Origin of the sequence: Acinetobacter sp. YH12218, assembly GCF_013417925.1 — a bacterium.
GTDB classification, from domain to species: domain Bacteria; phylum Pseudomonadota; class Gammaproteobacteria; order Pseudomonadales; family Moraxellaceae; genus Acinetobacter; species Acinetobacter amyesii.
Map to the genome: position 1 here is coordinate 1 of NZ_VPDB01000080.1, position 12,363 is coordinate 12,363.

Consider the following 12,363-nt stretch of genomic DNA (forward strand, 5'->3'; position numbering starts at 1 on the left):
TCATGAGAAAGCCCATATAAATGGGTAATGTACAAGTTGCTGTAGAAGCATGTTTAATTCGTCTGATCACAGATACTTTATAAAGTATTTTAATACTTTTTTGAATCAGTCAATGCGTAAGTCCTATTATTATTTAAATAATGTTAATTGTATTTTTTCCATTACATATATCGACTTTTATCGTTTAAATCCAAACAAAACCTACCAAAGTTATTGGCCAATTTGTATCAAAAATTCTGAATGTAAATTTGTGATACATTTCTCAATAAAACACAACATTACACTACAATAAACTCCATGTATTTCTAAATCTGCTTTCCTATAATAGCAATCAAGGAGATGGAAACATCTTCCATAATAGCGATAAGTAACCCCGATTTTCCTTCCCAGATTTCCCCCAAAATCTGGGAATTTTTTTATCCAAAATTTGCACTAACGTCTCACATTTAACTTCAAGCTCTAATCAAATGAAGCGCTGTTCAAACTAGTCAAACCCTCAATTTTTTCTAAAAACTCGGCAATAAAAAAGCCCCGATCACGGAGCTTTTAATAACTACCTTTAAATCAAGGTTGCTTTAAATACGGCCATGCGGCTTTTAAATAAATAAACATCGACCATAACGTTAAAACTACGGCTGTATAGAGCAATCCATACGCCAACATTTCTAGGGGTTGCCAATTTAGCAAGAACACTGAAATCGCAATCATCTGAAATGCTGTTTTATATTTACCAACGGTTGAAACCGCAACACTGGTACGCGCGCCTAATTCAGCCATCCACTCACGTAGGGCAGACACCGTGATTTCACGTGAAATAATTACAATCGCTGCAAAGGCCATCGAAATGGTCGGTTGCCATTGCACCAAGACGATCAACGCAGTTGCGACCATCAGTTTATCTGCAACAGGATCGAGAAAACGTCCAAATGCTGAAGTCTGATTTAAACTTCTTGCAAGGTAGCCATCAAACCAGTCAGTGACAGCTGCGATCACAAAAATAGCAGTCAGCAATATATGTCGTGACATGCTTGCAGCATGCTCACCCACGCCCATTGCAGGTGGCCAGTACGCCACCAACAAAAACACAGGAATTAAAGCAATTCGTGCCAATGTTAAAATATTAGGAATATTCAGGATTCGACCTGTTGTCATAGACACCCCAGTTTTCCCCTCATGCACGATGAAAATGCAAAATAATTTGAGGATTTATCCATCGTTAGTTGCACTCACTTTATACGAAATACCCCTCAGTGTCACTAGGCAAACACCGTAACAGTCTGTCGCGCAATCGCTATCAACTGGTTATTTTCATCCCATAAATGCGCATATTCCGTGGCGTATCCATCCGCTGCATAGTCGGTAAATACTTTATATTTAAACCAATTATGTAAGTTTGATTGCAAGGGATGTACATAGGTCAATGTCCACGTTAAAGAACTCGCAGGCGCCATGGTTTTGTACATAGGCAGTACACCGGGCGGCCACATATCCATCGAGACCAGTAAATCAGCTACGGTCATCTTACGGTTATCGTGGCGTTCTGGATTAAAACGCATCCAACCACTAAAGTCAGGCTTTTTGCTTGCTGTACACGGATACTGCCCATCTACCCAGGCCAAATCCATTTGCTGAAAGCACTGGGGTGCAAGTGGATGATGTTCGGCAATCTTTAAGCTGCTCACTTCAGGAAAATCGGGTGCTTGACGCTCCTGATTGACGGCAATGCTTGATTCACGTGGAACACCAAAGCTCGCCAATAAAATGCTTTGTACAGCATCATCTTGCCAAATTCGAACTTCGATGGTGGTGACGGATTTACCCTGTCTTAAAATTTCCGCACTTAAACGCACGGACGCCAATTGTACTGGCCCAACAAAGGTCACATTACAACTGAGTAAACGTCGCTGCGGATCTGCAATGGTGGCAACAGCTTTGCGCATCATCATGCCAGCCACTAAGCCGCCATAGATCGTACGTCCTTGCAACCATCCTTCTGGAATCTCAACCCATTCATTGTGTTCAATATGTTGATACAACTGTGCGAGTGACATCATCATCCCTGATCATATTTTTGATTTTTATATCATTGTATAAAAATTAAATGATGTGAATGATCAGTGACTCATGCGTCAATGAGCATTTTGGCAAATTCAGACTTGACGCGTCATCGATTGGGGCTAGTTCACTCTATTCATGCAGAATTTTATAAATGGTACGCGCCATCACATCGCCTAATCCCGGTACAAGTTTTAAATCATTTTCCGAAGCTTTGAGTACCCCCTGAATGCCACCAAAATGGGTCAACAGATCCCGACGACGTTTTGGCCCTAAGCCCGGAATCACCTCAAGTACCGATGAGCCGCGCTTTTTATCTCTTTTCGCTCGGTGTTTGGTAATGGCAAAGCGGTGGGCTTCATCACGAACCTGTTGAATCAAATGCAGGGCTTTATGGTCTTCGGGCAATTGGATTTTTTCACCATCGGTAAAGTGCAAGGTTTCCAGACCCGGTTTACGCCCCTCACCTTTGGACACCCCGACCATAAAGGCATCGAGCTCAAGTTCTTGCATGACTTCCATCGCCATGTGTAATTGACCTTTACCCCCGTCAATTAATAGCAAATCGGGCAGCATATGCTTTTTATAGCGGCGGGTCAGCGCTTGACGCATGGCAGCATAATCATCGCCTTCGGTAATATCATTGATGGAAAATTGGCGATAGTCACGCTTTCTTGCGCCGCCCGCATCAAAGACCACACAAGACGCGATGGTTGCCTCCCCCATGGTATGAGAAATATCAAAACACTCAATACTGTCAATCGGCCGCCCAACGACTTGCTCTAACTGATGAAAGCGCTCATTCAATTCAAAATGATCAGCCAATTTACCTTTAATCGCATGTTGTACATTCATCTGTGCCAATTCTTGCCACTCTGCACGGGTTTCACGCACTTTATGTTTGATTTGAATCCGCTTTTCAAAGTGTTGGTACAACGCATCTTCCATGTCTTTACGATCTGGAATATCGACATTAATGATGAGTTCCGCAGGGATTTCGTCTGCCACCTGAAAGTAAAAATTGGCAATAAAATCTGAGAGCATTTGCCCCAAATCATCGCCCAACATGTCAGGAAAATAACTCTTTCCGCCGAGCATTTTACCATTGCGCACATGCATAATCTGCACACAGGTCACACCGGCTTGATAAGCAATGGCAATGATATCGGCCTCACCTTTGACTTTATAAATCGCTTGCTGGGTTTGTACATCACGCAGCAGTGCCATACGATCACGATAAAACACCGCCTTTTCAAACTCCAAAGCTTCGGCAGCAGCTTCCATTTTTCCAATTAACTCTTGATTGAGCTCTTTGGTGTCGCCTTGTAAGAAACGAATCGAGTTATTGACATCTTCTTTATAATCTTCGGGTGAGATCAACCCCACACAAGGCGCGGAACAACGTTTAATTTGGTATTGCAGGCATGGTCGTTTGCGCTGTGAAAAATAGCTATTTTCACACTGACGCACATTAAACAGTTTTTGCAGCACCACCAAAGTATCACGCGCGTTATAAGCACTCGGATAAGGCCCGAAAAACTTACCGGCCTGATGCTTCGCTTTGCCTCGCCCTGCGGCAATTCGTGGATAGGGTTTATCGGCTGAAATAAAAATATAGACATAGGATTTGTCGTCACGCAGCATGATGTTATAGGGCGGACGATGCAGCTTAATCAGGTTTTGTTCGAGCAATAAAGCTTCGGTTTCAGAACGCACCACCAAGGTTTCAATGTCGTAGATTCGTGCCACTAAGGCCTGTGTTTTCGGATGTTCAATGGTTTTAACAAAATAGCTCGACACACGATTTTTTAAATTCTTTGCTTTACCCACATACAGCAACTCACCGTCTTTACCCAGCATGCGGTAAACACCGGGTAGAGTCGTCATATTAGCCAGAATTTTTTCAATATGTTCGCGTGCGTTTTCGTTCACTTTTGCCTTGTTCCGTCTTCGATATTGCTCTTTGACATGATGTGATGCTTTTATCTGCATTTTCAAGCAATCCCGCAAATTTATTGTTGCTCATAGCAATGATCTGATTGTTAAAAGCTATTAATGCAAAATTCTAAATTTGCTATGCTCAAAACATCCCGCTTTAGGAACATGATGCATGACGAACGCCAATCCCGCCATCCATGTCGTACACCCGACAACTTCGACGCATAGCACTGCTGAAAAAAACCGTTTGATGGGTAAGCCGCGTTTTCATTTTGAACCGCATGACGTTATGCAACACCTAAAGCAACGGATCATTGGACAAGAAGCAGCATTAGACGAAATTGAAAAAATGCTGCATGTGGTCAAGGCTGATTTTTCCAGTCCTGAACGACCGCTCTCCGTAACCTTAATGCTTGGACCGACAGGTGTTGGTAAAACCGAAACTGTGCGTTTAATCAGTGAAGTGATTTATGGCCGACCTGATGCCTTTTGCCGTATTGATATGAACACGCTCGCACAGGAACATTATGCGGCTGCCATTACTGGCGCGCCTCCGGGCTATGTCGGTTCTAAAGAAGGCCATAGTTTATTTGATGAAGTTGCCATTGCAGGTAGTCATACCCGACCGGGCATCGTGCTTTTTGATGAACTGGAAAAAGCGTCAACCGAAGTGCTTCGCGGCTTAATGAATGTGCTGGATAGCGGAAAATTAACCCTAACCTCAGGTACAAAAACCATCGACTTTCGTAATTGTATGATCTTTATGACCAGCAATGTCGGTGCACAAGCGGCACAGCAATATCTAGATAAGTTAAATTTTTTACCCGAAAAAATACAGAAGGTTTGTCTCAAACGCGTGCCGGTCAGCAGCATTATTGAAAAAGTCATGCAACGTAAATTCGACCCTGAATTTATTAACCGTATTGACCGTGTACTGCAATATCAACCCGTTCAAGATGATGCCTTGCCCCGTTTGGTGGAGATTGAACTGGAAAAACTTAATCAACGCCTACAACATCAAAAACGCAGTATCAAACTCACAGATGCAGCCAAAGCACATTTTTATCAGAACCATGATATTCGTTATGGCGCACGACATTTAGCACGAAAAATACGGGTTGAACTTGAACCTATTGTGGCGGTGTATTTTTTGAATCATCCCGAACAAACTAAAATACACCTAGATGCACAACTTGGACAATTGGTTATTATTAAATAATTCACTGGTCTTTAAAAGGCATGCTCACATACCTTTATTCAGCATTCTTATATTTATTGGATTGGAACACCAATCGCTTTAGCAAAAGCTTGCGGATCTTTCGGTGAAACCATGACAAATTTGGTTTTGCCATCTCGAAGATATTCAATTTTTAAACGTTTAATGGAAAGCGCAGGTGCCGCAGACAAATCCTGACTTGCACTGATGCGTTGGATATCCTGCAAAGGAATTTGCCAACGTAGAAACATGCTACGGACGTTTAATTCTGTAGCGGAAATTTGATAACGTGTATTGAATATTGGCCACCACAGCAGTAATACCGTTAAAATATACACCGCGGTATGAAGAGGATATTGCTGCATCGTACCTTTGGCTTGCATGGTGAGTAATAATTGAATGAGTAAACCGCTCATACAAACAATAAATGCCACCACCCACCAATCTTTTTTTGAACGAAAAACTTGCATCTTATCCCCCATCAACTGCTTTTATTCTATACAAGATTTTGCAGGATGCATCTGCTATTTCAGCTTTTATTTTTGCAGGAAATAAGCGTATTTATCACATTATTTTCAAGAATATGGAGATCCATTTCGCTCAAGTGTCGCTAGTCATCTATTGTTATTTTTGGCGTTATTTACGCTCGGATCACGCTTCTTTCGGCAAGGGTTGTTCCTGCAAACGTTTATAATTCTTTTTCTCTTGATACATTTTAGCATCGGCTTGTTGTACCAAACTCATGGCATCTATATAGCCTTGCTGATGGTCTGTTTGACACAGCCCAATACTTAAACTTAAGCCAGCTTCCATTTCAGCCACCGCTTCTAATAAACGCGGGATAAAACTCCCTTCCACATGCTTTTCACTACATCCCGGCAAGACCAAACAAAATTCGTCTCCGCCATAACGGAAGCAATGATCATCTAAACGTGCAACCGACTTTATGGCCGCAGCAACCGTTTGTAGTACCTGATCTCCACGTGGATGACCTTGTTCATCATTGATCTTTTTAAAATCATTGATATCAATAAACACTACTGTCACAGGTTCATGATTACGCTGTGCTGTATATAAAATACTGGTCAATAAGGTCGATAAATGCCGGACATTTAAGAGTCCTGTTAATGGATCGCGCTGTGAAAGTTCTTCCATTTCTTGTGCACGAAACTCTAGCGCATGCGCATACTGTTCCATTTTTTCACGGGAGATCTTCACCTCATTAATCAAACTCCACACATAAGTTTCCACCACCAATGTGGTGTCGAACATAAAGAGCTTTTCCAAGGTGTTAATAATCCGCTGATATTGTTCCGTATCATTAAAGGTTCGCTGAATTAAGCGAAACAACATGGTCTTTAGGGTATGCACCGCAGAGAGATACAACTTCGGCTCTACACCTATGCGCTTATGAACCAAACCAATCCGTAAACGGTTATTCACATAAGCGCTGTCATAGCGCCCGGAAAATAAGTCCAATAAATACTGGTGCTGCGCGCGTTGCAAACGCTTCAAGGTATCAAGATCACCAATCAAAGTGGCAATTTCTGGAATTGAGGTCTGATTTTCATAAAATTCATCAACCATACTGTCGAGTATCGGCGCCACAATCCCACCAATCGAAGCCAATTCCGCCAGCTCTAAATCAGTCAAGCCAAGCAACTGTTTACGTCGTTCTATATCTTGCATCGAAATATGCATTTGATGCATCAATGTTTGGTTGGTTGCTTTCATGAATCGGATCCCCTTCCCGCCAAATCAATCCCTTCAGGCGTTTAAACAGGGTTTCTATGCAGTAGGTCTTCATGCCTGCATGCAAAGCTTCAACCGTTCACCTTTGGGTTTTGGCTATCATTGATGATGACGCTTTTCTTTCAGCTCAACGGTTTTGCATGGGCTTAAGTTCGGACGTCAACATCATATTCCTCGTCTATTGGCTCACTTTTTCTGGCTTATTCTGGTTCTAGCTTATTCTGGCTAACACTATTTCTGCTTTTTGCAGATTTGCTCTGCATAATTATTTTTATTCTGCTTGCACGATAACTGATATTTTGCTGACTGTCAGCATAAAAAAACGCCCCTAAGGGCGCATTTTTTCAATATTTATTCTACTTTTAAAATAAATATGGGCGTACAAAAATCAGGAAGAACAGCCCCAACATTAGGAACCACTTTAAAAAGTAATACAGTGAACGATTGGTTTTTTTCAAGGCTTTGGCTTTTATACGAATTTGATAGACATAGCCAAATACTTTATTTAAACCACCCGTTTTATCACCGCTTTCATTCGGTGAACTCGCAGCAGTCATGACATTTTTACCAAACCAATGGTTAAAAGCTTCCATCCACTTTGACTTTAATGGCCGTTCAACGTCTGCAAAGAAAATAATCCGGTTCTGATCCGTTTTATTTTCAGCATAGTGAATATAGGTTTCATCAAACACCACACTCTCGCCGTCACGCCATGAGTACCGCTGACCATCGACATCAATAAAACAACGGTCATCATTCGGCGTTAGTAAGCCCAAGTGATAACGCAATGAACCAGCATAGGGATCACGATGACGGACTAAACGACTGTCAGGCGCCAACTCAGTAAACATCGCGGCTTTAATAGTGGGTAGATTTTTTAACAAGGCCGTAGTTTTTGGGCAAAGTTCAGCAGCCGAAGGATGGGCTGAGTCATACCATTTTAAATAAAAGCGTTTCCAACCTGTTTTAAAGAACGAGTTAAATCCAAGGTCATCATAAGTACTCGATGCTTTGATGCCCCCTTTTTCATATAAGGCCTTGGCTTCATCACGAATCATTTCCCAGTTTTCATCTAAGACTTTTAAATCTTTAAAATGCTGCGTGTCAATATAGGGTTGGCTCGGCACTTTTGAAAACATGTACATGAGAAAATTGATCGGTGCGAGCAATGTCGAATGATCAAAAAACTGACGATAAAATGAATGACGGACTTTACCGCGTTGCTGGATATAAAACGCAGAAATGACAAAGACCGCCAGGATAATCCACTTAATCATATGAGGACCTGGTGCTAATAAGCATTGTGCTTAATAAAAAATTAACTTTTGAGAACGCGGCGAGTATAGCATAGTGCTCAGTGACGCTTAAATAAGCAGCATAGAACACTGTGTCTCAGCAAAGATGGATGACAATAGTAAAAGTGAATTGACCATTCTGCCGAAAAATACACTTGCTTTTTTCTTGATTTTTTCTTTCGCATCTCAATCTATAGCTTACATTTATAAAAAAATGTGAACTGAAACATAAGCTTCAACATATTTAATCAGAGCGATAGCGTTTAAAGGCAGATCCGAAGGCTATTTCCAAAAGAAATTTTGATGACCCTAGCGTCACGGCTTGATACAACTTGTTATGTTCTTTTTAGATATAGTTATCGTAAGATTAGCGAGGCATAAAGTGTACGCAGGAACCGCGTACTCGCTTCACAACATCAACTTAGAAGTCCTCCAAAATAAAGGAGATCAGGCATGATCCACGCTGGCAATGCCATTACCGTCCAAATGCTTTCGGACGGAATTGCAGAATTCCGCTTTGACTTACAAGGTGAGTCGGTCAACAAATTTAACCGCGCAACAATTGAAGATTTTAAAGCTGCAATTGACGCTGTTAAAGCAAACGGTGACATCAAAGGTTTAATCGTTACTTCAGGTAAATCTACATTTATCGTGGGTGCAGATATCACTGAATTCGGTGAAAACTTCGCTCAAGGCGAACAAGCGATTGTGGATTGGGCATTGCCTGTTCACGACATCTTCAATGCGTTTGAAGATCTAAACGTTCCTAAAGTTGCTGCAATCAATGGTATGGCATTGGGCGGCGGTTTTGAAATGTGCTTAGTGTGTGACTATCGTGTGATGTCAGAAGCTGCACAAGTTGGCCTTCCAGAAATCAAACTTGGTATCTACCCTGGTTTTGGTGGTACGGTTCGTTTAAGCCGTGTGATTGGTATCGACAATGCGGTTGAATGGATGGCAATGGCTGCGCCGAAAAAGCCTGCTGCTGCGCTCAAAGACGGTGCTGTTGATGCAGTTGTTGCTGCAGACAAACTACAAGACGCTGCAATTGACCTTGTGAAACAAGCGATTGCTGGCCGTGTAGACTGGAAAGCAAAACGCCAAGAAAAATTAGATCCTGTTAAATTGAACATGCTTGAACAAATGATGGCATTCAATACAGCGAAAGGTGCAGTTCTTGCAAAAGCAAATCCTGCTCAATACCCAGCGCCAAAACTTCTTTTAGACTCATTACAAGCAGGTGCAAGCCTTCCACGTGATGAAGCATTGAAAATCGAAGCGCAAGGTTTTGCTAAAGCGGCTGTAACTCCACAAGCAGGTGCGTTAATTGGTTTATTCCTTAACGACCAAATTGTGAAGAAAACTTCGAAGAAATATGAAAAAGGTGCGCACCCTGTCAACCAAGCCGCTGTATTAGGCGCGGGTATCATGGGTGGTGGTATTGCTTACCAAGCGGCAAGCAAAGGCACACCAATCATCATGAAAGACATTGGTAACCCACAACTTGCTTTAGGTATGAAAGAAGCAAATGGCTTACTGACCAAACAAGTTGAACGTAAGAAGATGAAACCTGCTCAAATGGGTGAAACTCTTGCTCGCATCCGTCCTACATTAAGCTATGACGAATTCAAAGAAGTGGACATCGTGATTGAGGCAGTAACAGAGAACCCGAAAGTTAAGGGTATCGTACTTGCTGAAACTGAGAAAAATGTTCGTGACAATACGATCATTGCTTCAAATACTTCAACAATTTCAATCACACGTTTGGCTGAAAACCTACAACGTCCTGAAAACTTCGTAGGTATGCACTTCTTTAACCCTGTTCACATGATGCCATTGGTAGAAGTGATCCGCGGTGAGAAAACATCTGCTGAAGCAATCGCGACAACTGTGGTTCTTGCTCAGAAAATGGGTAAAACACCAATCGTGGTTAACGACTGCCCAGGCTTCTTGGTAAACCGCGTACTATTCCCTTACTTCGGTGCATTTGACCTTCTACTGAAAGACGGTGCTGACTTCCAGCAAGTTGATAAAGTGATGGAAAAATTCGGCTGGCCAATGGGTCCTGCTTACCTCATCGACGTTGTGGGTATCGACACAGGCGTACACGGTGCGGAAGTAATGGCGGAAGGTTTCCCTGACCGCATGAAGCCAGACTACAAAGGCGCAACTTTAACCATGTACGAAAACAAACGTCTTGGTCAAAAGAACGACGTTGGTTTCTACAAATACGAACTTGACCGTAAAGGTAAGAAAGCCAAAGTGGTTGATCCAGTGGCTTACGAACTTGTGGCTTCTGTTGCAACTGCGGAAAAACGTGAATTTGATGCTCAAGAAATCATTGACCGTATGATGCTGACGTTCTGTAACGAAACTGTTCGTTGCCTAGAAGACAACATCGTAGCGACTGCTGCTGAAGCAGATATGGCGATGATCATGGGTGTAGGTTTCCCTCCATTCCGTGGTGGTCCATGCCGTTACATCGACCAAACAGGTGTCGCTGAATACGTAGCGCTTTGCGACAAATATGCGTATTTAGGTAAGGCTTATGAAGCGCCACAAATGTTGCGTGACATGGCTGCTAACAACAAAAAATTCTACGGTTAAGGAGCAACGTGAATGGCTACTTTAAATCCACGTGACGTTGTCATCGTTGATGGCGTACGTTCAGCAATGGGTAAAACCAAAAATGGTATGTTCCGTAACGTCCGTGCTGACAGCTTATCTGCTGAATTAGTACGCGCGCTTGTTGCTCGTAACCAGTTTGATACCAATGAAGTTGAAGACGTAATCTGGGGCTGTGTAAACCAAACCCTAGAGCAAGGTATGAACATTGGTCGTAATATTGCATTGTTAGCAGACCTACCACGTACTGTTGCAGGTCAAACAGTGAACCGTCTTTGTGGTTCTTCTATGCAAGCAATCCACACAGCGGCTGCGCAAATTGCAACCAACCAAGGTGATATCTTCATCATTGGTGGTGTAGAACACATGGGTCACGTTGGCATGATGCACGGCATCGACATCAACCCTGAAGCGTCTAAGCACTATGCAAAAGCGTCTAACATGATGGGCTTAACGGCTGAAATGTTAGGTCGTATGAACGGTATTTCGCGTGAAGAACAAGATGCGTTTGGTGTTGAATCACACCGCCGTGCTTGGGCTGCAACACAAGAAGGCCGTTTCAAAAATGAAATCGTGGGCGTTGAAGGTCACGATGCAAATGGTTTCAAAATCCTGTGCGATATCGATGAAGTGATTCGTCCTGATGCAAACCTTGAAGCATTCCAATCGTTACGTCCAGTATTCGATCCGAAAGGCGGTACGGTAACTGCTGCAACATCTTCAGCTTTGTCTGACGGTGCTTCTGCAATGTTGCTGATGTCTGCTGAACGTGCTCAAGCTTTAGGTCTTAAGCCACGTGCTGTGATTCGCTCTATGGCAGTTGCAGGCTGTGATGCTGCGATCATGGGTTATGGTCCTGTACCAGCAACTCAAAAAGCGCTTAAACGTGCTGGCTTGTCTATCGCAGACATCCAAACGTTTGAATTGAACGAAGCGTTCGCTGCGCAAGGTTTGTCTGTTCTTAAAGGCTTAGGCATTTATGACCAACAAGACCGTGTGAACTTGAACGGTGGTGCGATTGCATTGGGTCACCCATTGGGTTGTTCTGGTGCGCGTATCACAACGACTTTGCTGAACGTTATGGAACAGCAAGATACACAAATCGGTCTTGCGACTATGTGTATCGGTCTTGGTCAAGGTATCGCGACCATTATCGAACGTGTTTAATATTTAGTTAAATACTGAGATAAAAGAAACCCCGCTTAGTGCGGGGTTTTTTATTTGTTAACTAAACTCTCATGAATACATACTGGAAGCCCCTTCTCCCTCTGGGATGAGCAGCATGCGCCACAAGAGGATGAGGGAAATTTTTCATATAAATCCTCTCCCTGAGCGGTATTCTGCGCAAGTCTCCTTAAAAGGCATAGGTATCTACACATTTTTTATAAATTGAATGCGATCTGAGCAATCGCATTCAGCTCATCAGACGAATACTCTGACAACAACTGAAGAGTGTTCAATAGTATTGAAAGCCCTGCCAGT

General features: G+C 42.7%; 10 protein-coding genes. 4 read left to right on the forward strand and 6 right to left on the reverse strand.

All coding sequences use genetic code 11. The features are described from left to right. Positions 1 to 564: 564 nt before the first annotated feature. The 3 genes from pgsA to uvrC form a co-directional block, all read right to left on the reverse strand. Complete coding sequence (gene pgsA / locus FTV03_RS15430) at positions 565 to 1,152, reverse strand: CDP-diacylglycerol--glycerol-3-phosphate 3-phosphatidyltransferase (protein WP_078190467.1); 588 nt, start codon at positions 1,150 to 1,152, stop codon at positions 565 to 567. A 104-nt stretch (positions 1,153 to 1,256) separates the two neighbouring features. Then, positions 1,257 to 2,051 (reverse strand): thioesterase family protein, encoded by a 795-nt coding sequence (locus FTV03_RS15435; protein WP_180042076.1) that lies wholly within the window; start codon positions 2,049 to 2,051, stop codon positions 1,257 to 1,259. A gap of 136 nt (positions 2,052 to 2,187) precedes the next feature. Then, complete coding sequence (uvrC, locus tag FTV03_RS15440; protein ID WP_180042078.1) at positions 2,188 to 3,987, reverse strand: excinuclease ABC subunit UvrC; 1,800 nt, start codon at positions 3,985 to 3,987, stop codon at positions 2,188 to 2,190. Between the two features lie 178 nt (positions 3,988 to 4,165). On the opposite strand from uvrC, the gene FTV03_RS15445 reads away from it, so the two are divergent. Next, positions 4,166 to 5,212 (forward strand): AAA family ATPase, encoded by a 1,047-nt coding sequence (locus FTV03_RS15445; protein ID WP_180042070.1) that lies wholly within the window; start codon positions 4,166 to 4,168, stop codon positions 5,210 to 5,212. 53 nt (positions 5,213 to 5,265) lie between these two features. On the opposite strand, the gene FTV03_RS15450 is transcribed toward FTV03_RS15445, so the two are convergent. Next, on the reverse strand, positions 5,266 to 5,679 hold the full coding sequence (locus FTV03_RS15450) for a PH domain-containing protein (protein ID WP_180042072.1): 414 nt from the start codon (positions 5,677 to 5,679) through the stop codon (positions 5,266 to 5,268). Positions 5,680 to 5,860: 181 nt separating this feature from the next. Continuing rightward, the gene (locus FTV03_RS15455) at positions 5,861 to 6,943 is read right to left on the reverse strand and encodes a diguanylate cyclase domain-containing protein (protein ID WP_180042074.1); all 1,083 of its coding nucleotides are present in this window, start codon (positions 6,941 to 6,943) and stop codon (positions 5,861 to 5,863) included. On the opposite strand from FTV03_RS15455, the gene FTV03_RS18050 reads away from it, so the two are divergent. Continuing rightward, entirely contained in the window at positions 6,942 to 7,067 is a 126-nt protein-coding gene (locus tag FTV03_RS18050; protein ID WP_257220820.1) for a hypothetical protein, read from the forward strand. The genes FTV03_RS15455 and FTV03_RS18050 overlap by 2 nt on opposite strands. A gap of 256 nt (positions 7,068 to 7,323) precedes the next feature. Here the strand turns inward: FTV03_RS18050 and lpxO are convergent, their stop codons facing one another. Then, the gene (lpxO, locus tag FTV03_RS15460) at positions 7,324 to 8,238 is read right to left on the reverse strand and encodes a lipid A hydroxylase LpxO (protein WP_078190472.1); all 915 of its coding nucleotides are present in this window, start codon (positions 8,236 to 8,238) and stop codon (positions 7,324 to 7,326) included. 471 nt (positions 8,239 to 8,709) lie between these two features. On the opposite strand from lpxO, the gene fadB reads away from it, so the two are divergent. Together fadB and fadA are read left to right on the forward strand one after the other, a co-directional pair. After that, the gene (gene fadB / locus FTV03_RS15465) at positions 8,710 to 10,863 is read left to right on the forward strand and encodes a fatty acid oxidation complex subunit alpha FadB (RefSeq protein WP_078190473.1); all 2,154 of its coding nucleotides are present in this window, start codon (positions 8,710 to 8,712) and stop codon (positions 10,861 to 10,863) included. A gap of 12 nt (positions 10,864 to 10,875) precedes the next feature. Beyond that, the gene (fadA, locus tag FTV03_RS15470) at positions 10,876 to 12,048 is read left to right on the forward strand and encodes an acetyl-CoA C-acyltransferase FadA (protein WP_168379008.1); all 1,173 of its coding nucleotides are present in this window, start codon (positions 10,876 to 10,878) and stop codon (positions 12,046 to 12,048) included. The last annotated feature ends 315 nt before the right edge of the window (positions 12,049 to 12,363 follow it).

What these genes read in the sequence shown, in the direction of transcription:
- pgsA (WP_078190467.1), bottom strand. Translation starts at nt 1,152, where the DNA reads ATGACAACAGGTCGAATCCTGAATATTCCTAATATTTTAACATTGGCA.
- FTV03_RS15435 (WP_180042076.1), bottom strand. Translation starts at nt 2,051, where the DNA reads ATGTCACTCGCACAGTTGTATCAACATATTGAACACAATGAATGGGTT.
- FTV03_RS15445 (WP_180042070.1), top strand. Translation starts at nt 4,166, where the DNA reads ATGACGAACGCCAATCCCGCCATCCATGTCGTACACCCGACAACTTCG.
- FTV03_RS15450 (WP_180042072.1), bottom strand. Translation starts at nt 5,679, where the DNA reads ATGCAAGTTTTTCGTTCAAAAAAAGATTGGTGGGTGGTGGCATTTATT.
- FTV03_RS18050 (WP_257220820.1), top strand. Translation starts at nt 6,942, where the DNA reads ATGAATCGGATCCCCTTCCCGCCAAATCAATCCCTTCAGGCGTTTAAA.
- FTV03_RS15455 (WP_180042074.1), bottom strand. Translation starts at nt 6,943, where the DNA reads ATGAAAGCAACCAACCAAACATTGATGCATCAAATGCATATTTCGATG.
- lpxO (WP_078190472.1), bottom strand. Translation starts at nt 8,238, where the DNA reads ATGATTAAGTGGATTATCCTGGCGGTCTTTGTCATTTCTGCGTTTTAT.
- fadB (WP_078190473.1), top strand. Translation starts at nt 8,710, where the DNA reads ATGATCCACGCTGGCAATGCCATTACCGTCCAAATGCTTTCGGACGGA.
- fadA (WP_168379008.1), top strand. Translation starts at nt 10,876, where the DNA reads ATGGCTACTTTAAATCCACGTGACGTTGTCATCGTTGATGGCGTACGT.